Origin of the sequence: Geomonas terrae (genome assembly GCF_004791675.1) — a bacterium.
In the GTDB taxonomy this organism is placed as follows: domain Bacteria; phylum Desulfobacterota; class Desulfuromonadia; order Geobacterales; family Geobacteraceae; genus Geomonas; species Geomonas edaphica.
In genome coordinates, this window is the sequence record NZ_SRSC01000001.1 from 919000 (window position 1) to 939302 (window position 20303).

Here is a 20303-nt window from a genome sequence, read left to right on the forward strand (position 1 = left end):
CTCCCCCACTCCCACTTCCCGCAAGTCTCCATTAAAAAAAGAAAGGCGTCGGCATTGCCGACGCCTTTCTTTTTCGATGCAGCATGACCTGCGACCGACGCTCGCTAGGGTATCCTCGACGCGAAGGAGACGCCATCGACAAGAAGCGTTTTGTTGTCGTCTGAGACAGCAATACTGCCCGTTCCCGAGTTGACGCCCCAGTCACCGTTGGTATCGACGGTAGCGTTTGTCGTTATGACATGGGTCGCAGGGTTCCAGGTGTAGGTACCGCTCTCCATGCCGGGCCAACCGCCGCCATCTGGCGTCCCGTCGTGGGCGAGCATGAAGGTCGTGTCGTTGATGAGGGTGATGGCGATGGAGCCACCCGGGCCGGGGCGATACCATCCACCGACAAGCGCATTGGTGCCGGAGGGAAGGACGCGGGTCGCGAAGTTCTGCCCGTTTACCTTCAGGGTGTTGTTGTCGGTGGACAACGCGAGGGTGAGCGGTCCCGAGTCGGAGAAGCCCCACTGCCCGTTGGTATCCGCCGTAACCGTGGCGGCGAAGGCACCGGTGGTCTCATTCCAGGTGTAGGTGCCGGACTCCATCCCCGGCGTCCCTGACGGATCGGCTTGCACGTCGCCGTCATGAGCCATCATGAACCTCTGACCGTCGACGAAGTTGATGACGATGGGCCCCTTCGCCTGCCCCCCGTTGGGATATGCGACGTACCAGCTCCCCACGAGCTTCGAGGTGGCGGTGCCGAATTCGGTGACGGCGGTGGCCGTGGCGGTAGCAGGCGACTGGTTCCCGAAGGCGTCATACGCGACCACGGTATAGCTGTACTTGGAACCCGCAGCGAGCCCGGTGTCTGTGAAAGTCGTCCCGGTCACCGTACCGACCTGCGAAGCGCCACGGAAGATTTTGTACGCCGTCACGCCCACGTCGTCGGTCGCGGCGGTCCAGGTGAGTTTTATCTGGGTGGTCGAGGAGGCGATCGCGCTCAGGTTAGTGGGGGCAGTCGGCGGAACGGCATCGGGTGTGACTTTGAGAAATGCATTTATGACGCTCTGAAGTTCAGTGATCGAGACCTCCCCGTCCAGGTTCAGGTCGCCGGGAAGAGCCGGCGCCGCGCTCACCGGAAAGGGCATCAACATGGCCGCCGCAACGGCGGTGAACAGACTTCTCCTCAGATTCTCCTTCAACATGATCCCCTCCCCAGGAACATCATTGCATATGTCTTATTGACCGCCACAAAGAAAACAACCTGCTGATACACTGTTTCAATTCTCATGTCAACACGAATCAAGCCGTTTTTTCAAAGACATAGAGGCGGCAGGAGGGTCCGAACGTATGCCATCCGCCTCCCTTCATAGGTACTTATCCACCCTGACCTTACGCTTTTTCCCTCCGTGTTTACTTAAAGTTTAGCTCCTTAGCTCCCGATGAATGGATCTGCTAGATGTGCAACTGGAAAAAGGGAGGAACCATGCCGATTGTAACCTGGGACGGAAGCTTGGCGGTCGGGCACGAAATGATCGATGAACACCATGAACACCTCGTTGAACTGCTCAATAAAGCGTATGACGAGTTCTGTGAAAAGAAAGCCGCTCAACACATCGCAGCTATACTTGACGAACTGGCGGACTATGCGACGTATCACTTTGCCCAGGAGGAGCTCCTCATGGAGGAGACGGACTACCCCCGCAAGGACGAACACCTGCTTGATCACGCCTATTTCGTTAGAAGGATCGGCGAGATCCAGAGGGATTTTGCCGTCGGCGGGGTGCCCATCTCTCTGGAGATCATCTCATTCCTCAGGGGATGGCTCGTAAGACACATATCGCACAGCGATGCAGATCTCGGGGCACACGCGGCTAAGGTCAACAAAAACCCCGTCATAATCGACCTTCAATAAATATGGCAGCGGCAAGGCATTGGGCACCGCGCGTCCATGCCTTGCCAGAACCATGTCCCACCCCCCTCCCTCACAGCCCCTCTAGAACCGTTTAAGTTCTGCCATATAAAACCGATACCTACGCATAGCGGGCGCCGTTTGTCCAACAAAGCCATCTGAAATGGATATTCACATTTACGACTGTCGATTATATAGTGCGCGTCTAAGTACAGCTCACTCAAGGCAGTCAGAGGATCATTGAATGAAAAGGACGAAACGATGCGCCGGACTCTGATCAACCGGTTGCCGATACGTAAAAAGATGATGCTGATCCTGATGATTACCAGCGGGTTCACGCTCATTCTCGCCTCGCTCACCTTCGTAGCGGGGACCTTCATATGGTCGCGCATAGCGATGCGGCAAGAGCTCACTGCGCTCGCCTCGATCGTCGGGCACAACAGCTCGGCGGCGCTGGCCTTCAGTGACCGGACCGACGCACGGCGCACTCTGCAGTTTCTCGAGGACAGGAAGTACATCCTGGAGGCCCACATCCTCTCAGAGGACTTCCAGCCCTTCGCATCGTACCGCGCTGCCGGGGTGCAATCATCCACGAGGTCAGGAAGGGATCTGGTCAAGGAAGCAGCGCAAGATGGCTTCTGGGATATGAACGGGGACATGGTGGTGGCCCGCAGGATCTCCCTTGAGGGGCAGCCGCTGGGAACCGTGGTGATCAGGGCAGACTACCGGGAACTGAACGCGCAGTTGACCTGGTTCTTTGGCTCCGTCCTCCTCGTGATGCTCGGAAGCCTCGCCTGCTCGTACTTCGTGTCGCTGCGGCTGCAGAGCGTCATCTCGGCCCCCATAGGGGGGCTCGCCCTCACCATGGCGTCGGTCTCCCGGGACCAGAACTACGCGGTCCGCGTGGAGAAGGGGAGCGACGACGAGATCGGGGCGCTCATGGACGGCTTCAACGAGATGCTAGGGCAGATCCAGGGAAGGGACGAGGAGCTTGCCAGCTACCGCAACGAGCTCGAACAGAAGGTCGCCCAGCGCACCAGGGAACTCGACCTCACAGTGGCAGAACTCCAGCACGCCATGGAGGCGGCCCAAGCGGCCAGCCGCGCGAAATCGCAGTTTCTCGCCAACATGAGCCACGAGATCCGTACCCCCATGAACGGGATGCTAGGGATGACCGAGCTCCTCATGGCGACCAAGCTGGACGAGCAGCAGAAACGTTTCGTCTCCTCGGTACGCCGCTCCGGGGAGGCGCTCCTCGCCATCATCAACGACATCCTGGACTTCTCGAAGATCGAGGCCGGAAAGCTCGAGCTCGAGGAGACCACCTTCAGCCTGCAAGATACCATGTCCGACGTGGTCGAGCTCCTTGCGGAGGGGGCGCACCGGAAGGGGTTGGAGATCGCGGCCCTGGTCGAGAAGGACGTCCCAAGCTTGCTTTTGGGAGACCAGGTAAGGGTGCACCAGATCCTCATGAACCTCGTAGGGAACGCGGTGAAGTTCACCGACCGGGGGGAGGTTGTCATCTCCGGCACGCTCCTGGAGGAGAACGGCGACGAGGTGACCGTGCTCGTGAAGGTCACCGACACCGGCATCGGCATCCCCGATGAGGTGAAGGAGCGCATCTTCAGCGGCTTCTCCCAGGCGGACAACTCGACGACACGCAAGTACGGCGGCACCGGTCTCGGGCTCACCATCGCCCGGCAGCTGGTGGAGCTCATGAGGGGAGAAATCGGCGTCGAGAGCGTCCCCGGACGCGGCTCCACCTTCTGGTTCACGCTAAAGCTGCGCACGGAGCCCACAGTACGAAACGGCGCGACCGAACAGAACCCGCTGGCCGGCTACCATGCGCTCATCGTGGACGACAACTCGATCAACCTGAGCATCATGCACCACGAGCTGGCCGGATGGGGGATGACCGCGGACATGGCGGACAACGCCGGGACCGCCCTCGACCTCATGCGTAGCGCGGTCGACGCCGGAGCCCCCTATCAACTCGCGATCCTGGACATGCAGATGCCCGGCATGAACGGGATCCAGTTGGCGCGCGCCATCAAGTCGGAACCCGCCCTGGAGGCGACGCCGCTTCTCATGGTCACCTCGGTCGGGCAGTACGGTGACGAGGAGGAGGCTATCAGGGCCGGAATCGGATGTTATATCAGCAAGCCGGTGCGCCAGTCGCGCCTTTTCAATGCGATCGTAGATCTTCTGGGAGTGGGGATGAGCAGCGCGGCACAGCCGATGCTGACGGCGCAGCCGAGTCCGGCGCAGTTTGGTGCGAGGATACTCCTGGTCGAGGACAACCCTGTGAACCAGGACGTCGCCACCGCGATGCTGGAAAGCTGCGGCTGCCTGGTGAGCGTGGCCAACAACGGCTCCGAAGCGCTCCACGTCGTCGCCCGCGAGGAGTTCGACCTCATCTTCATGGACTGCCAGATGCCGATCATGGACGGCTATGCCGCGACCAGGGTGATCAGGGATAAGGAGCGGGAGGCGGGCCCGGACAGGAAGCGGCGTACCATCATCGCGCTGACCGCACACGCCATGCGCGGCGACCGCGAGCAGTGCTTCGCCGCCGGCATGGACGACTACCTGACCAAACCGTTCACGCAGGCGCAACTGGCGGCGATGCTGCTGCGCTGGCTACCGGAGGCTCAAGTGGTGGCGCCCGGAGTTGCGGAAGCGCCGCAGCGCTCTGGCGACTGGTTCGACCGTTCCGCGCTCGAAGAGATCCGAGCCTTGCAGCAGCCTGGGAAGCCAAGCCTGCTGTGGAAGGTGGTCGGCTCCTTTGAGAAATCGAGCCCGCTGCTCGTCGAGGCCATGCGCGAGGGGCTGCACTGCGACGACCCACAGGAGGTGCACCGTGCGGCACACACGCTTAAATCGAGCAGCGCCTCGCTGGGCTTTATCGCCCTCTCCGATTCCTGTCGCCGCATGGAGGCACTGACGATGGAAGGGGGAGACGCCGACACCGACACCGACGCCGAGGCGCTGCTCCGGCAGATAGAAACACAGCACCGGCAGGCGCTGGAATTTCTCGCAGCACTCAGGGAGGAAGAGGCCCCTCAGCCCTCCACCGAACCAAGGAGCTAACATGGAAAAACAGAGAATCCTTGTCATAGACGACGATGAAACGATCACCACGCTGCTGCAGGGGATCCTGGAATGGGCAGGCTTCGAGGTGTGCATCGCCGGCAACGCGGCCGAGGCAAACCGGCACATATGGGAGGGGGCCAAGCCGTCGCTCATCGTCCTCGACCTCATGATGCCCTTTCTCTCCGGCGACAAGGTGGCGGGGATCTACAAGGGGAACGAGGCGACCCGCGACATCCCGATCCTCTACATCTCCGGCAAGCCCGAAAGCGAGCTGCAGACGATCGTGAGTGAAACGGGCGCCGCCGGGTACCTGCAAAAGCCTTTCGGCGCCTCCAAGGTCGTCGAAGCGGTGCGCGCAGTCCTCGGGTAAACGGTCAGGATCGGCGGGCATGGAACGCAGGTCGAAGCCGTGGTACCTGACCAGGCGCGCCTGCTGGCGGAGGGGCTTGCCATGCCCAGCGCACGGCCGGCCCGATCCCCAGACGCGTCTCTCTCTTGCAATCCGGTCAAAATGTCTTACCCTTACCCCTGAATTCTACTTGCTCAGGAGGAACTATGCCTAAGGTTACATTCAAGGGAAACCCGGTGACATTGGTCGGGCCGGAACTTAAGGTGGGAGACGCTGCTCCCAATTTCGCGGTGGTAGACAACGCTCTCAGCCAGGCAACGCTTGCAACCTATGAGGGTAAGGTGAAGATCATCAGCGCGGTGCCGTCGCTGGATACGCCGGTCTGTGACACGGAAACGAGGCGCTTCAACCAGGAAGCCGCATCGCTTCCAGGGGACGTGGTGGTTCTCACCATCAGCGCCGATCTCCCGTTCGCGCAGAAGAGATGGTGCGGTGCCGCCGGTATCGACAAGGTCGTAACGCTCTCCGACTACCGTGATCGCTCCTTCGGCCTGGCCTACGGCGTCCTCATCGAGGAGCTGAAGCTTCTCTCCCGCTCCATCTTCGTCATCGATAAAAAGAACGTCATCCGCTACATCCAGCACGTCCCCGAGGTGACCCAGGAGCCGGATTACGCGGCGGTGATCGCCGCGGCGCGCGAGCTCGCCTGAGTAGAGATAACTTGATGAAAAAAAAGGCGCCTGCGGGATCTCCGCGGGCGCCTTTTTTATTCTTCGGTAGGCCAAGGGAAGGCCCCCCCCCCTGGCTCCCCTTCGCAAAGGGGAGAACGCCAGGTCAGCTACGACAAGCGGGATGGGCGACGGCAAGGGACAGGACTAAAAGGAGGGGTATCAGGAATGGGCGACGCCGCACCGGCACAAGGACAGGCATAATGGCAGAAATCATCGTTTCCCCCTTTTTGAGGCGACCGCTGAAACCCGTGCCATTAAACAACTACATTCCCGCACAATCGACGTGAAAATGTCGAATCGGTGTGAGGTCCCGTTTTTTCTGGACGAAGAGGCCGTCTGATAGTAAAAATGGTCGCATGGAAGAGAGGATCATGCCCAAAACACAGTTGGCAAGCTACCTGCTCGCGGCACTCGCCGTAGTAACCGTGCTCCATTTCCACCTGATCCCCGCGGTCTTCGCCGGTCTCGCCGTGTACGCGCTCACGGCAAAGCTCGCGCTGCGCCTCCCGGCGAGCTGGGGCGCCCTGACCCAGAAGGTGGCCCTCGCCGGGATCATCCTCTTCGTCATCGCGCTCGTGTCAGGGATCTGCCTCGGGCTCTGGTCGTTTCTGCGCGGGCATCACGGCATGGCGAACCTTTTGGACATGACGGCGGAGACGCTCGACAACCTGAAGAGAAACCTCCCGGAAGAGTTGACCGCGGCGCTGCCGGACACGGTGGACGAGCTGCGTGAACAGATCGTCACCATGCTGCGCGAGCACGGCAAGAACATCTCCTCGGTGGGGATGTCGGGGGTGAAGACATTCGCGCACCTGATCCTCGGCATGGTGGTGGGAAGCCTCGCCGTGCTGCACCGCTTCAACCTGGAGGAGGGCTTTCCCCTGCTCGCCTACCACCTGCACGCCCGGCTATTGAACCTGGCCGACGCCTTCGACAAGGTGGTCTTCGCCCAGGTGAAGATCTCGGCGCTGAACACCGTCCTCACCGCGCTCTACCTTGCCGTGGTCCTTCCGCTCCTGGGGGTCCACCTCCCCATGGTGACCCTGCTGATCCTGCTCACCTTCGTGGCCGGGCTTTTGCCGGTGGTGGGAAACCTCATCTCCAACTTCACCATCGTGCTGATCAGCCTCGGCGTGTCGCCCATGGTGGGCGTGGCCTCCCTCGTCTTCCTGGTGCTGATCCATAAGCTCGAGTACTTCACCAACGCCCGTATCGTCGGGGGCGAGGTGAAGGCGAACGTCTGGGAGCTTTTAACCGCCATGCTGGTCATGGAGGCGATCTTCGGCATCGCCGGCCTGGTCGCCTCCCCGGTGGTCTACGCCTGGCTGAAATCGGAGCTTCGCGCCTACCGTCTTGTCTGATTCATGAATCCTGCGCAACGCGTATTTTCATAGTAGAATGTGCGCATGGCCGCCACCATGCCGACATCCGCTCCCGTTTCTGCGCGCCCCCTTACTCGCCGGGGGCTCCCCTACCCCCTTGGCAACATCCCACCCCTGCCCTCGCGCACCTTGGCGCTTTCGTTCGCGCTGTTCCTCCTGGTGTTTTTTACCTGCCGCTTCGCCTGGGCCGCTCCCGAAGCCACGCTCTACTACTTCTGGGGGGTCGGATGCCCGCACTGCGAGCAGGCGAAGCCTTTTATCGAGGAGCTGAAGCGCAAGTACCCAGACCTGAAGGTCGAGGCGACCGAGGTGCTGCAGCATCGGGAGAACATCCCGCGCCTCATGCTCATGGCGAAGGAAAGGGGCCGGGAAGCGACCGGGGTGCCGGTCTTCATCATCGGACCGCACTACCTGAGCGGCTTTTCGGAACAGACCCGCGCGCAGCTTGAAAACGCGGTCCGCGATGCTCTCATCCCCGCTGGGGGAGCATCGTCCAAAGCACCACCGGCCGCCGCGCCGCAGCCGCCGGTTGCCGTCCCGGGACTTGGTGAGCTCGACCCGCAGCGCTACTCGCTTCCCGTATTCACCCTGGTGATCGCAGCGCTCGACAGCTTCAACCCCTGCGCCTTCTTCGTCCTCTTCTTCCTCTTGAGTCTCCTGATCCACGCCCGGTCGCGGCGTCGCATGCTCCTCATCGGGGGGGTCTTCGTCGTCGCGTCAGGAGTCCTCTACTTCCTTTTCCTCGCGGCCTGGCTGAACCTCTTCCTGATCGTCGGCTCGCTTCCGGCCATCACCGCTGCCGCAGGGCTCCTCGCGCTCTTCATCGCCCTCGTCAACATCAAGGATTTCTTCCTTTTCCACAAGGGGATCTCCCTTTCCATCCCCGAGGACAAAAAGCCCAGGCTCTTTGCCCGCATGAGGCGGCTTTTGAAGGCGGAATCGCTCCCATCCCTGCTCGCCGGAAGCACCGTGCTCGCCGTGGCGGCGAACAGCTACGAGCTTCTGTGCACGGCTGGGTTCCCCATGGTCTTCACCCGCGCGCTCACGCTGCACGAGATGGGCAAGATCGCGTATTACGGTTACCTCGCCCTGTACTGCGCCGTCTATATCGTGCCTCTGGCGGTGATCGTCGTGATCTTCACGGTGACGCTCGGGGGGAGGAAGCTGAGCGAATGGCAGGGGAGAGTGCTGAAGCTGGTATCGGGGGTGATGATGCTCGGGCTTGGGGGGGTTCTCCTCACGCGGCCTGCGCTTTTGAACGACCCGGCGACCTCGCTGCTCCTTCTGCTGGCAACCCTGGCGCTCGCCGGGGGGGTCGCCTGGATGTTCCGCGAGGCGGAGGGAGAGGACCGGGACTAGCCTGTCGCGAAGCTTTCGGAGAGTACGGATTTTATCGTCGCGTTGAGACTCGCCATGTCGAAAGGCTTCTGCAGGAAGTTGACCCGCGCACGGTCCACCCCTTTTTCGCGCAGGGTCTCCGCCGCGTAACCGGACATGTAGATGATCTTAAGCCCCGGACGCAGCGTGAGGATCCTTTCCACCGCCTCCCTGCCGCTCGCCCCGGGGAGCATCACGTCGGAGAGCACCAGGTCGATTGCGGTCTCGCGGTCGCGGCAGAGCTCGATCGCCTGAGCCGAGTTCTCCGCCATAAGCACGCGATACCCCATGTGCTCAAGCATCTTCTCCGTCATTCTCCCCACGATCTCGTCATCCTCGATCACCAGCACGGTCCCCGAGCCATGCGCCGCCGGGAGCGCCCGGTGTTCAGCCACACGGTCCACGTGGCTTGGGAGGTAGATCCTGAAGGTCGTGCCCGCCTCGGGCGCGCTGGTAACGGTCACGAAGCCGCCGTTTTGGGTGACCATGCCGTAGACGGTGGCGAGCCCCAACCCGCTGCCGCTCCCTACCTCGCGCGTGGTGAAAAAGGGTTCGAAGATATGCCGGCAGGTCTCGGCATCCATGCCGTGGCCGGTGTCGGCGATGGCAAGCTCGGCGTAGTCCCCGGGGAGGGCGTCGAGATGGCTGCTGCAGTCATCCTCGCCGAGGGTCACGTTGCGCGTGATGATGGTGAGATCCCCTCCGTCCGGCATGGCCGCGGCGGCGTTGCGCACGATGTTCGATACCACCTGCTCCATCTGGGCCGGGTCGATCTTCACCTTCCACAGGCTCTCGTCCAGGGATAGGGAGACCCGGATCCCTGCGCCCCACATGGTGGACCAGCGGGCCGCCAGCGCGGACACCGCATCGTTTATGTCCAGGGTCTTGGGCGAGATCAGCTGCTGTCGCGAAAAGGAGAGGAGTTGTGCGGTGACGTCGCGGGAATGCTCCGCCGCCTTGCAGATCTCGCGCAGGCACTCCGTGATGCGCCGGTTGCCGTGGAATTCCATGAGGAGCAGCTCGGTGTACCCGATGATCACCGAGAGCATGTTGTTGTAGTCGTGCGCCACCCCCCCCGCCAGGCGTCCCACCGACTCCATCTTCACGGACTCCCTGAGCTTGTCCTCGAGAAGCTTCTGCTTCGTGATGTCGTTGATGATCAGGCCGCAGTAACCCGGCTTCGCCCTAAAGAGCCAGACCTGGCAGCACCGCGCGTCTATCGAGTAACGCTCCAAAGCGATCGGCGTCCCCTCCAGCACCAGCCGACCGAGAGTCTCCAACTGCACCGTGTCGAACCCGGGGAGCACGTCCAACAGGGTGCGCCCCACCAGTTCCTGCGCCTTCTGCCCGGTGAAGGACTCGAAGGCGGGGTTCACCTCCACGAAACGGAAATCCGCGGCCATCCCCTCTGGTCCCAGGAGCATCTGCAAGAGCGCGAAGCCGTTGCCCATGTTCTCGAAGAGCAGACGGTACTTCTCCTCGCGCTCCTTCAGGTCCCGGTGCACCGACCGGGCCGAGGAGATGGCCATGGCGCACACATCGGCCGCCGTGACGGCGAGGTTCAGGTAGCTGCGGGTATGCTCCGGTGTCGCGAAACCGCCGAACCAGAGCCAGCCGACGACGTCGTCGTGAGAAAGACGCACCATGAAGCAGCGGGCGGCCTCCTCGATGTGGAAGCCGGCATCCATACGCTGCGCCAATGCGCGCAGGGTTTCCTCCCCGGTCGCTTGCACCCCGTAACGCCTGAGCGCTTTACCACTGGCCGCGGGTATGTAGGCGAGTTCTTCGGCCCCGAAGAGCAGCGAGAAGAAGGCCAGCATGTCGTCTACGACCCGCTCCTCGCCGTCCGACTTGGCGACGCGGGAAAGCATGTCGAGAAGGAGCGCGTAGTCCGAGGCGGGGGCGGTCCCCCTACCCTCAGTCTCCAGCCGCTGAAGTTCTCCCCGCGCCTTCTCCAGCTGCAGGGCGAGAAGCTCCGGGGGCACAGGCAGTACCTCTACAGGGCGCTGCACGAAGGTACCGAACTCCCGGACCGCCTCTTCCCCCTCAGGGTTGCTTCCGGTATCGAGGAGGGTTATTCCGGCGCAGCTTTCGGCGAAGAAATCGACGGCCGTGGCGCGGTCGAAGCCCCACCCGTCGAGGAAGCCGCGCCAGTTCGCGACCCACCCGGAGGTAACCACGAAACTCCCGGCAGTGGTGAGGCGCTCGAAGGTGCGCTCGCCGCAGACAACTGCGGCACAGTGCTGCTTTTTGAGGACAAGGACCCGGTGCATGTCGTCCGGAACGGAGCCAAGGGAGGCAAGGCACTCGCCGCCGACGAGGATGGCGGGTTGGCCGTCGCAGATGCGCCGGACGTCTTCCCAGTTGAGCGGGGGACGGCCGCAGCAGCCGTGGAAGGTCCGGCAGTCGAACCCGGCGATGCGCCCCTGCACGATGGCGCCTTTCACCTCGGGTCCGAGGGTTTCGCAGCAGCATATCAACATCGGCTCCATGCTCACCCCCTTCCGCCTTGGAGCGGGTAGCGCCCGTACTCCCGCGCCGCCAGTGCTACCTGCTCCAGGGTCCGTTCCGGCACCTGCCAAGGGATCTCTCCGTGCTGGTCCGACAGGATGAAGCCCCCACCTTGCGCCGCGGCGTCGATGGCACCCTTCACCTCGGCTATCGCAGCCGCTTCGTCCCAGGAGCGCATGGTGATGCCGTTCAGGTTCCCGAAAACGGTCAGCCTGCCGCAGCAGCGTCTCTTGACCGCGGCGAGGTCCTCCTCCCCGCCAACGCCTACCATCGCGGTGCCGCTACCCGCGAGGTCCTCCACCACGCCGAGGCATGGCCCGGACGCGAGGTGGGTGGCGGTGGGGCCCTTGATGGCATTGAGGGCCCTGCGCGCTGCAGGCCAGCCGAAGCGACGATAAAGGGAGGGTTCAATCATCTTGGGTGAGGCGAGGGGATCGAAATAACAGATGGCGTGGGCCCCGGCGGCGAGCTGTGCGTTACCCCATTCGGCGCAAAAGGCGGCGTTCACCTCCATGAGACGCTGCATGAGATCGGGGCGGTCGAACATGATGTCCAGGTACGCGTCGAAACCGAGTTGCATGACCGGGAGGGAGAACGGTGACATGACGACCCCGATGATCGGTACGGAATCCCCCACCGCCTGCCTCAATCCGCGCTGCGCCTCGAGGACCCGGACGAGACCCGTGGCAGCGGTCACCCGCGGCGGGGCGAGCGACGCGATGGCGTCCACCTTCAGCGGAGGGGCGCCCGCGTTGGGCGGTCCGTCGTCCCTGAAAATGGTGCTCCCCCCCCAGGCTTCCGCCTCGAGCGAGGCATGGAAGAAGGCATAGATGCAGTCGTGTCCGTAACGCCGGAGCATGGCAAGCTGCCCGCGCACCACGTTTTCCGAGCTGGAGAAGTACTCCTCGATGGAGAGCCCAAGCTCCCTGGCGCCATGCAGGGTGAGGAGCAAAAAGAGCGGGACCCGGTCCGGTTCCCGGTGCGACAGGGCGGTAAGGACGCGTTCCATGCTGGTCACGGCTCACCTCCGGATGCCAGTTTGAGTGCCAGGAGCACCTGGGAAGCGCTGGCGCAGCAGAAATCTGCACCGACCTCGTCGCAAAGCGACGGGTCGAGCCGGAAAGGTGCCCCTCCGACGATGATACGGCAGGGGACTCCTGCCTGGTCCAGCTTGTCGCGCACCTCGCGAACCTTGAGGGCCGAGGGGAGCATGAGCGCCGAGATGAGGAGTACCCGGACCGAGTCATCCTGCACCCGCTGCACCAGTTCCGCGGCGGTCACCGTACCGTAGTCAAGGTACTCGACGCCGCCCCCCCTGAGCACGAACCCTACGAGACGCTTGCCGAGGAGGTGGTAGTCCTCCAAAACCGCGAGAGCGACGCGGTCCTCACTTGCACGACTCGAGGGGGCGCCACGGAAGGATTGTTCCATGAAATCTTCGCACAGCCGCCCGCTCATGTACACGTGGGACAGCGAGAGCTCGCCGCGATCCCATTTCTCGCCGATGCCGGCGAGGGCCGGGGTGATGAATTGTTCGCAGAAAAAAAGGGGGGTAAGACCGGAGGCTGAGTAGATGCGCTGCAGGGCAAGCCGGTCCATGTTGACCAGGGCAAGCTCAAGGAGGTCAGCGGATGGGCCGGCTGATACGTCAGATAGGTGCCCGGTGGGGTACGACACAATCATGTATCACTCCGGATAGCAAATTGCGCAGTAAGAACTCAGTCAACATCTGTCAGAACGTAGGAAGAACGGAAGGTGGTGTGGGATTTTGTAACAAGGTACACCCGCCTCTACCAATAGTCCATCTAAAAATCGTCCAATGTTCCACCTGTCGCCAGTGTTTATCGTGTCACTGCCACTTTTTTTCATTTCCTGTGAGTGGAATCACGATTCTGAGACAGTGACTTCGGGCCGAGACCTCACATTCAGGTCGCGTCGAAGCAGAGAGAAGGGCAGAACCATAGGTAGAAATTCACCCTCGGGTTGCGGGAAAACCTATCCAAAACATTAAAGATAACCGTGCAATGTCCGATAGGGAAAAGGACAGGCGCCGGTTTGGTCATTCCTTGCGGGCGCACCAACTGAAGCGGCGTCGGTTCCCGGCGCGAACGGAGCTTATCACATGAAACTCTTCGGCAACTCCTGCAAGACGCAGGTCGACGATCAGGCTGAAATCGCGAAGCTCACACAGATGCTCGACAACGTCGACAACATCGTCATGCTCTGCGACACCACCAACGACAACAACATCATCTACATGAACCGGCAGGCCCGCGCCCTCATGCAGCAGCATCGCGGTGCGCTGAACGCAGGGCTGCGCGGGGCCGACGTCGCCAACGCGGAGGGGAAGAGTATCCACCAGTACCACAAGGACCCGGGGCGCATCCGCAACATCTTCGGCAACGCCCGCGCCAAGATGCCGCACAAGGCGGAGATCCCCATCGGGGACGTGACGCTGCGCACCACGACCTACCCCATCTGGGACAGCAAGGACCCCTCGAAGGTGCTCTGTTTCATGGCGTGCTGGAACGACATCACCGCGGAGAAGGCGGTGGAGCAGCACCAGCGCGATTCCATAGAGCGCAAGGAGTACCTGGAAAACAGGGTGACCCAGATCGCCACCGCCATGGAGGAGATGAGCATGACGGTGAACGAGGTGGCGCGCAGCACGGTCGACGCCGCCGATTCGGCCACCAAAGTGTTGACTAACGCGCGGGAGGGGCAGGACGTGGTGAACCGTGCCGTCACCGAGATGCGCAAGGTGGCGGAGATCGTCCGGAGTTCGGCGGGGATCGTGGGGAATCTGGGGGACAAGTCGGCGCGCATCGGCGAGTTCGTCGCGGTGATCAACGACATCGCGGACCAGACGAACCTCCTTGCGCTGAACGCCGCCATCGAGGCCGCGCGCGCCGGCGAACAGGGGCGCGGCTTCGCGGTGGTGGCCGACGAGGTGCGCAGCCTCGCCGACCGCACCGTCGCCTCGACTAAGCAGATCCGGCTCATGGTCGACGAGATACAGAAGGAGACCGCCCTGGCGGTCGAGTCGATCGAGAAGGGTAAGAACGAGGCGGAGGTGAGCGAGGCGCTCTCGCACCAGGTGGACGCCTCGCTGTCGAACATCGTGCTTTCCATCGAGGAGATCGAACACGTCATCGCGCAGATCGCGACGGCGTCCGAGGAGCAGGCAGCCACCTCCACCACCATCGCCAGCAACCTCGAGGAGATCGTGCACGGCTAGAACCCACTCCCGCCTCTAACCTCCTTGAGACGGGCTTGGGGAAACCCCGCCGGACCCGGTATCCGGCGGGGTTTCTTTGTCTTTTTTTCTCATCCTTAGCCGGCAGAGACCTTAGGCAAAAGCAAATCCCCCCCGTCCCCCCTTCGCAAAAGGGGGGAGCGCTTGGGCACCTGCGACGCTTCGTGGCAACAGACACCTGGCTTCAAGCGGCAGCAAACTTCCTTACCGCGGGGTGTCGCGCAAAAGGGTGAGAAGCCGCTCCAGATCTGCGGGTTCAAGGGGCACCGGGCGCATCGGGGTGAAGGGACGCTCCCGCCTCGGGTTCTCGATCCATTTTTTCAGCGACCGCTCATCCCAGGCCGCACCGCCTGGGGCCGTCTTCGGGTAGTAACGGGTGAAAAGCCCGGAGAGGTTCGGCGCCACGCTGCCACGCCCCAGTCCCCCACGGGTCGCGGTGAGGGCTCGGTGGCAGGGGCCGCAACGCTTGCCGAAGACGTCATCCTCTTCACGCTCCCGCTTGAAATGCACTACCTGGGGCGGCTCTCCCCTCTTTGCTCCATTTCCCCTCGTCTGGCGCGCTCCCGCGAGTATCGCACTCACCAAGGCCGCTCTCTGCGCCTCATCGAACTGAAACTGCGGCATCATGAGCGCCGGCACCCTAACCGCCTCGGAGATCTCCTGCGCCGTGGTCCCTTCGGGGAGCCGGTCCAGGTTGCTGGCCAGGCGGTTCCCGTCTCCCGCCGAGGTATGACAGCGCCGGCAGGCGAAGGTGTCCATGAGCCGCCGCCCCTTTTCCAGCGGAGCGGAGCCCGGCACGGCGAACCAGGCGAACCGTCCCTCGACCAGGCCGTGGTGCGCGATGCGCGCGCGGTCCGAACGGGGGTCGCCACGGTGACAGTCGACGCATTTACCCAGCTTTTGGTAGTGGGGACGATGGCACTTGAGGCAGGAGATCCCCGCACCTTGGGCAACACCGCTCAGGCACAGAAGAAGTGCGAGCGTGATCAGAAGGGGACGACGAACTGCCAATTGGCACCTCGGAAGTACATGGCGACCGCGGTAAGCACGAGAACTGCGGCAAAGACGGCAAGGGCGAGGATATCGAGGGGGCGCCGATTTTTTGCAAACCACGTGGCTCCCTCAGGCGGTGCGCCGGGCGCGAGCCAGGGAAGGGCAACGAACGAGGCGGCAAGGAGCACCACGAGGTAGATCATGTATTTCGAGTAGCTGACCAGTTCCTGAATCCAGAGGAGAAACCAGGCGGACTTCACCGGATTGGGGACCCGGGCGAGGTTCGCCTGCTCCTGGAGGGGAGCCGGCACCAGAAAGGCAAGCGCCAGGAGGAGCAGGACGGTGAGCGCGAAGGCGACCTTGACCGGCCTGAAAAAATGCGGGGATGACTTTAGGTAGCCTCGTTTCATAGGTAGGGGAGCACCCCCTTGTTTTTCCTGATCCGGTAGAAGTGCAGGGCGCTCAAAAGGAGCAGCGCGCCCGGGATCATGAGGATGTGCAGCACGTAAAAGCGCAAAAGCGACATGGCCTCCCCCACCCCGTCCGGGACCAACACCGAGCGAAGCGCACCTCCAAGTGGCATGATGTGCAAAAGCTCCATTCCGGTCTGGGTGGCCCAGAGGGCGAGCTGGTCCATCGGGAGGAGGTACCCCGTGTACCCCTCGAACACCGCCAGGAAAAAGAGCGCGCAGCCGATCACCCAGTTCATCTGGCGCGGCTTTTCGTAGGCGCCGGTGAGGACGACGCGCAGCGTGTGCAGCATGATGAGCACCAAAAAGGTGTGGCTCGCAAGGCGGTGCAGGCTCCTCAGGTAGCGCCCTCCCCAGACGGACGACTCCAGGAGGAGGATGGAGGGGTAGGCCGCGGGCGGCGTCGGCTGGTAATAGAACAGAAGAAGCCCTCCCGAGCCGACCAGCAGGATGAGGCAGGTGAAGGCGAGCCCTCCCAGGCAAAAGGTGTAGGAAAGGGTCAGGTTCCTCTCAAGCACCGCACGCGGGAATAGATGTTTTAGAAATTCCTTGATCACTTCCCCCCCTACACCTGGACGTGGTAGCTCTCTCCCACTTGCGTCACCTCGTAGCGCTTGAGCGCCCGGTCGGCGGGCCCCTTCAGCACCCTACCCTCCCGGTCGAAGGCCGAGCCGTGGCAGGGACAGACGAGCCTGGTGGGAGTCACGTTGACCGTGCACCCGAGATGGGTGCAGACGAGATCCAGCGCGTAGACCCTCTCGCCGTCGCGCATCACCGCGATACGTGCCTCGCGGTACACGAGTGCTCCGTCCTGCGGCAGCTCTTCCCGCGCCACGGTGAGGATGGTCTTTTTGCGCTTCGCCCGCGGGGTGAGGAACCTCGCGAGGCCCCATCCCCCAACGGCGAGCGCGATCAGGGCGCCGAGGAAGTTTCGACGTGATTGACGAGGCTCTGCCATTTCTCCAGGTATCCCCTTTGGTACGCGGTCGTCTTCCTGCTCATCTCCCGGTAGCGCGCCTGCGGATAGAAGGCGCCGTTTGCCACCTCTTGTCCCGTCGCATCCCAGAAGGAGGGGAGCGTCATCCCCTCGGCGGCCGGGCGGTAGATCCGCTCCTCCTCGCGCTCGAGCATGAAACGGCGCGGGTTGTCGTGGCACCCCTCGCACATGACGCTCCCGCGCCGCACGGTGTGCGGGAAAAACGCCTTCCACTGCGCCGCGAGAAGGCGGTTTTCATCCCAGACGGCCCGGTCGTGCCTGATATCGGTGAAGTACGCGATGAACTGCGGTCGGATGGGGCTCACCCTACCCTGCCGGTTAAGCCCAAGCGGCGGCGCGTCCTGCCTTCTCAGGTAGGCGCTCTTCACGTACTCCTCGGCGGCCTGATCCCGGCGCACCCGGTACCACTCCTTCGAGGGGCTGTCGCCGTCGAAGCGCAGGTAAAAGGTGCCGTACTCCTGGGGCGCCCAGGCGGAGTGGCAGGCGTAACACTCCATTTTCTCCAGGTGGGCCGCGATGCGGTGCTCCGGGATGCTCCGCTTCGGCTCGTGACACTCCCGGCATCCCTTGGCGCTCTTCTTACCGGCGGCGAGGCTCGCCATGGTGTGACAGGCGGCGCAGGCAAGGCCCGCCTCGGCGTGCACGTCCGGGGTCATCTTCAGGTACGCCTCGCCGTAGGCCACCTCGCCGCGCTGGTAGCGCATGCTGTCCTCGCGCGGGGCCATGCCGTAGTAGTCGGTCCCCACGAAGTACCCCTTGTGGCAGGTAAAGCAGTCGCGATCCTTCGGCTTCGCGATCTCGTGCCCCCTGGCGCCGTGGCAGTCGGTGCACCCTTTCAGGTGGCAGGCGTTGCAGTTCTTGTCGAAGAAATCCGGGTCGGCCTTGCCCCAGCTCCGGGCGACGAAGTCGTGCTCCTCCTTGCGGCTCCCCATGGCCTGATCGAAGAGCGCTGCGTATCCCTTGTGGCAGCCGACGCAGCCTGCGGCACCGCTCTCGCGGGAGGCGGGGTCGGCAAGGGTCTTCGCCTCGTCCAGGTGACAGGAGAGGCAGGGAAGACCGCGGTGCGCCCCTTTCACCGTCTTCTTGTGGCAGACGGTGCAGTTCTCGGCAGCGACCGCGGGGAAGGCGCTAAGGAGCAGAGATAAGGCGACGATGCAGCGCATCATGAAGCGCACCATGGTCCAGCTCCTTTCGATAGATGGGATCGGCCGCCTTGTCGTGGCAGACGAGGCAGAGGTTCACCGCCAGGGCGCGCCGCACCTCGGCGCCGTTCAGGGGGCGGGAGCGCTCCCGGGTGATCGCCGAGTAGGCACGCACCTTGCCGTCCTGCAGCGTGAGAAAGCCATCCAGCGGCTTGTCCGCCGACTGCTCGCAGATCATGGTCCCCTCGATGCTGCGGCCCGAGACGACGTGCTGGCCGAAACCGAGGAAGGCGGGGTTGCCGTGGCACTCGCCGCAACGGATCGCTTTCTTGCCGGTGTTGTGGGAGTAGAAGGGGGCGAAGCGGAGCTGCTGCTTTCCCTTGAAGCGCGCCACGTACTCGTTCTTGGAGATGCTGCCGTCCGGCTCCACCACCGATACGAAGGTCTGGCACCCCGGCGTCACCGTCGAGATCTTGCCGCGCTGGTTCAGGGCGAGCGGGAAGGGGTAAAGCATCCGGTAGTCCTCTTTCTCGCTGAAGCGCCCCTGGGTTTCGACCCCCTTCACGAAATCCATGCCGGTCTTGGACTTGTCGTAGGTCGTGTGGCACCCGTAGCACTGGACCACGGTGCGGGAGTGACACGAGTAGCACTCAAGCCGCCCGTGCCCGACGACGGTATGCTCCGGCGTCCCGGTGATGACCCGGCTCTTGAACAGCTTGCCGCTGCGCTTGCCGAGCACCCATACCGCGCCGTCGCGGTAGAAGACGTTCGAGTAGCTCCTCCCCTTCGCGGTGACGATCATCTTCATCCCGGGGCGCATCTGCATCCGGTACCCGGCCGACTCGCGTAGCGCCTCGTCGTGCTCCGAGACGATCTCGCGGTAGCGCGGCGGTTTCGCACCGCCGTGGCAGTCCTCGCAGGCGATCTCGGTCTGCAGGTACATGTTGCGGTAGGAGTAGCCGTCCCCCATCAGGTCGCGCGAGGTGTGGCAGTCGATGCAGTCCATCCCCGCCGTGAAATGCACGTCCTCTGCGATGTGGGTCAGGTTCCTGTTGCCGCTCGCCATTACCGGGCCGGGGCGCCCCCCCCTGGTCGGCACGAGCGAATTGTTGCCGTCGTTCACCCCCTGGTAGGAATAGGCGATGCGGCCGCTGCGGTTGTGGCAGCGCGAGCAGACCTCGTTGCCGGGAAGGCGCTCCATGGCGTGACTCGCCGCGTAAGGTCCCCTACCCTGCACCGTGGCGTCCTTCCCTTCGTACTGCGCCCGCTCGTTGTACGGGAAGTGGCAGGCGGCGCATCCCGAGGCGTGGCTCGCGCCGTAGACCTCGCCGCTCTCCCGGGCCACGTGGCACTGGGAGCAGAACTTCCGGTAGAGCTCGCCGGAGACGTGGTCCAGCTCGGCCACCGGCTTCAGGCGCTGCGCCTTTCCTTCCGGGTCGTAGACCTCGCCGCCGCGGCTGCTGAAGAGTTCCCCGTCCGGTCCTTCCCAGGTGAGGTTTATGTTCCGGATCATCCCGGTGGTCGTGTACATGAGGTTCGACTTGACCCGGTCGAGCTGGTAGAGGTGACAGGAGCCGCAGGTCTTGTCCCAGTGCTCCGGCGCGGAGGGGTTGCCGCGTCCGTGCATGCCGCGGTGCGCCGCCTCCTTGGTCCGGGCGAGCGGGTCGCCGCCGTGACACGGGACGCAATCGGGGTGCGTGGCGGAGACATGCTCGATCTTCGCGTGGCAGGAGAGGCAGTTGTTCGCCGGTGCCCCTTTCCCGGCGCAGCCGGCAAGGGCGAGAAGAATGAGTGGGATGAAGATACGAAACCTTCCGCCGTATCCGTCCACATCCCCTCTCCCCCTGGGAGAGGGCAGGGTGAGGGCGCCGTCAGATGCGACGCCCCCTCTTCGTGGCAACGCCCTCACCCGCCCTTCGGGCACCCTCTCCCGGCGGGAGATGGGAATAACCCTCCCCGACCCCGCCGGGGTCCGATATGTGTCGCTGCCGGTAACCTTCATCTCACCTGCTGTTTCTTCCCTTGAAGTCCCGCGCATTATAGTCAAATCGTGTGAGTTAGCCAAAACCTTTTCATGAGTCGGAGGACAAAAAAAGCCGGCATCGCGG

17 protein-coding genes are annotated in these 20303 nt (G+C 63.2%); 7 read left to right on the forward strand and 10 right to left on the reverse strand.

The genetic code is table 11. From position 1 onward, the window contains the following. Positions 1 to 104 precede the first annotated feature (104 nt). Complete coding sequence (locus tag E4633_RS03845; protein WP_135868934.1) at positions 105 to 1187, reverse strand: fibronectin type III domain-containing protein; 1083 nt, start codon at positions 1185 to 1187, stop codon at positions 105 to 107. A gap of 281 nt (positions 1188 to 1468) precedes the next feature. On the opposite strand from E4633_RS03845, the gene E4633_RS03850 reads away from it, so the two are divergent. The 6 genes from E4633_RS03850 (at position 1469) to E4633_RS03875 (ending at position 8808) form a co-directional block, all read left to right on the forward strand. Continuing rightward, entirely contained in the window at positions 1469 to 1897 is a 429-nt protein-coding gene (locus E4633_RS03850) for a bacteriohemerythrin (RefSeq protein ID WP_162604933.1), read from the forward strand. Between the two features lie 258 nt (positions 1898 to 2155). Further along, the gene (locus E4633_RS03855) at positions 2156 to 4984 is read left to right on the forward strand and encodes a response regulator (RefSeq protein ID WP_135868936.1); all 2829 of its coding nucleotides are present in this window, start codon (positions 2156 to 2158) and stop codon (positions 4982 to 4984) included. 1 nt (position 4985) lies between these two features. Continuing rightward, entirely contained in the window at positions 4986 to 5357 is a 372-nt protein-coding gene (locus E4633_RS03860) for a response regulator (protein ID WP_135868937.1), read from the forward strand. 185 nt (positions 5358 to 5542) lie between these two features. After that, complete coding sequence (gene tpx, locus E4633_RS03865) at positions 5543 to 6046, forward strand: thiol peroxidase (protein WP_135868938.1); 504 nt, start codon at positions 5543 to 5545, stop codon at positions 6044 to 6046. Positions 6047 to 6438: 392 nt separating this feature from the next. Beyond that, a complete protein-coding gene (locus E4633_RS03870; RefSeq protein WP_246037891.1) occupies positions 6439 to 7428 on the forward strand; it encodes an AI-2E family transporter in 990 nt (329 codons plus the stop codon). A gap of 45 nt (positions 7429 to 7473) precedes the next feature. Next, positions 7474 to 8808: a thioredoxin family protein gene (locus E4633_RS03875; protein ID WP_246037894.1), complete on the forward strand. Its 1335-nt coding sequence runs from the start codon at positions 7474 to 7476 to the stop codon at positions 8806 to 8808. Here the strand turns inward: E4633_RS03875 and E4633_RS03880 are convergent. Genes E4633_RS03880 through E4633_RS03890 form a run of 3 tightly spaced genes read right to left on the reverse strand, consistent with a single transcriptional unit; the run spans position 8805 to position 13020 of the window. Beyond that, on the reverse strand, positions 8805 to 11318 hold the full coding sequence (locus E4633_RS03880; RefSeq protein ID WP_135868940.1) for an ATP-binding protein: 2514 nt from the start codon (positions 11316 to 11318) through the stop codon (positions 8805 to 8807). The genes E4633_RS03875 and E4633_RS03880 overlap by 4 nt on opposite strands. A gap of 2 nt (positions 11319 to 11320) precedes the next feature. Beyond that, positions 11321 to 12346, reverse strand: a complete 1026-nt coding sequence (locus E4633_RS03885) for a uroporphyrinogen decarboxylase family protein (protein WP_135869570.1) — start codon at positions 12344 to 12346, stop codon at positions 11321 to 11323. Between the two features lie 5 nt (positions 12347 to 12351). Beyond that, positions 12352 to 13020 carry a cobalamin B12-binding domain-containing protein gene (locus E4633_RS03890; RefSeq protein ID WP_135868941.1) on the reverse strand — a complete coding sequence of 223 codons (669 nt, stop codon included), beginning with the start codon at positions 13018 to 13020 and terminating at the stop codon, positions 12352 to 12354. 439 nt (positions 13021 to 13459) lie between these two features. On the opposite strand from E4633_RS03890, the gene E4633_RS03895 reads away from it, so the two are divergent. Then, positions 13460 to 14575, forward strand: a complete 1116-nt coding sequence (locus E4633_RS03895) for a methyl-accepting chemotaxis protein (protein WP_135868942.1) — start codon at positions 13460 to 13462, stop codon at positions 14573 to 14575. A gap of 222 nt (positions 14576 to 14797) precedes the next feature. Here E4633_RS03895 and extS read toward each other — a convergent pair whose 3' ends face one another. Genes extS through extM form a run of 6 tightly spaced genes read right to left on the reverse strand, consistent with a single transcriptional unit; the run spans position 14798 to position 20197 of the window. Then, positions 14798 to 15604, reverse strand: coding sequence for a selenite/tellurite reduction operon c-type cytochrome lipoprotein ExtS (gene extS / locus E4633_RS03900; protein WP_135868943.1), 807 nt, complete (start codon positions 15602 to 15604; stop codon positions 14798 to 14800). After that, positions 15580 to 15996 (reverse strand): selenite/tellurite reduction operon b-type cytochrome membrane protein ExtQ, encoded by a 417-nt coding sequence (gene extQ, locus E4633_RS03905; protein ID WP_135868944.1) that lies wholly within the window; start codon positions 15994 to 15996, stop codon positions 15580 to 15582. Before extQ ends, extS begins: the two co-directional genes overlap by 25 nt. Beyond that, on the reverse strand, positions 15993 to 16613 hold the full coding sequence (locus E4633_RS03910; protein ID WP_135868945.1) for a cytochrome b N-terminal domain-containing protein: 621 nt from the start codon (positions 16611 to 16613) through the stop codon (positions 15993 to 15995). The genes extQ and E4633_RS03910 overlap by 4 nt, the downstream gene beginning before the upstream one ends. 8 nt (positions 16614 to 16621) lie before the next feature. Beyond that, positions 16622 to 17014 (reverse strand): QcrA and Rieske domain-containing protein, encoded by a 393-nt coding sequence (locus tag E4633_RS03915; protein WP_135868946.1) that lies wholly within the window; start codon positions 17012 to 17014, stop codon positions 16622 to 16624. Further along, positions 16969 to 18228, reverse strand: coding sequence for a selenite/tellurite reduction operon b-type cytochrome iron-sulfur cluster-binding subunit ExtO (extO, locus tag E4633_RS03920; RefSeq protein ID WP_135869571.1), 1260 nt, complete (start codon positions 18226 to 18228; stop codon positions 16969 to 16971). Before extO ends, E4633_RS03915 begins: the two co-directional genes overlap by 46 nt. Then, complete coding sequence (gene extM, locus E4633_RS03925) at positions 18182 to 20197, reverse strand: selenite/tellurite reduction operon c-type cytochrome ExtM (protein WP_407925445.1); 2016 nt, start codon at positions 20195 to 20197, stop codon at positions 18182 to 18184. The genes extO and extM overlap by 47 nt, the downstream gene beginning before the upstream one ends. Positions 20198 to 20303 lie beyond the last annotated feature (106 nt).

Excerpts from the sequence above, each read along its gene's own strand:
- E4633_RS03845 (WP_135868934.1), bottom strand. The coding sequence starts at position 1,187 with ATGTTGAAGGAGAATCTGAGGAGAAGTCTGTTCACCGCCGTTGCGGCG.
- E4633_RS03850 (WP_162604933.1), top strand. The coding sequence starts at position 1,469 with ATGCCGATTGTAACCTGGGACGGAAGCTTGGCGGTCGGGCACGAAATG.
- E4633_RS03855 (WP_135868936.1), top strand. The coding sequence starts at position 2,156 with ATGCGCCGGACTCTGATCAACCGGTTGCCGATACGTAAAAAGATGATG.
- E4633_RS03860 (WP_135868937.1), top strand. The coding sequence starts at position 4,986 with ATGGAAAAACAGAGAATCCTTGTCATAGACGACGATGAAACGATCACC.
- tpx (WP_135868938.1), top strand. The coding sequence starts at position 5,543 with ATGCCTAAGGTTACATTCAAGGGAAACCCGGTGACATTGGTCGGGCCG.
- E4633_RS03870 (WP_246037891.1), top strand. The coding sequence starts at position 6,439 with ATGCCCAAAACACAGTTGGCAAGCTACCTGCTCGCGGCACTCGCCGTA.
- E4633_RS03875 (WP_246037894.1), top strand. The coding sequence starts at position 7,474 with ATGGCCGCCACCATGCCGACATCCGCTCCCGTTTCTGCGCGCCCCCTT.
- E4633_RS03880 (WP_135868940.1), bottom strand. The coding sequence starts at position 11,318 with ATGGAGCCGATGTTGATATGCTGCTGCGAAACCCTCGGACCCGAGGTG.
- E4633_RS03885 (WP_135869570.1), bottom strand. The coding sequence starts at position 12,346 with ATGGAACGCGTCCTTACCGCCCTGTCGCACCGGGAACCGGACCGGGTC.
- E4633_RS03890 (WP_135868941.1), bottom strand. The coding sequence starts at position 13,020 with ATGATTGTGTCGTACCCCACCGGGCACCTATCTGACGTATCAGCCGGC.
- E4633_RS03895 (WP_135868942.1), top strand. The coding sequence starts at position 13,460 with ATGAAACTCTTCGGCAACTCCTGCAAGACGCAGGTCGACGATCAGGCT.
- extQ (WP_135868944.1), bottom strand. The coding sequence starts at position 15,996 with ATGAAACGAGGCTACCTAAAGTCATCCCCGCATTTTTTCAGGCCGGTC.
- E4633_RS03915 (WP_135868946.1), bottom strand. The coding sequence starts at position 17,014 with ATGGCAGAGCCTCGTCAATCACGTCGAAACTTCCTCGGCGCCCTGATC.
- extM (WP_407925445.1), bottom strand. The coding sequence starts at position 20,197 with ATGAAGGTTACCGGCAGCGACACATATCGGACCCCGGCGGGGTCGGGG.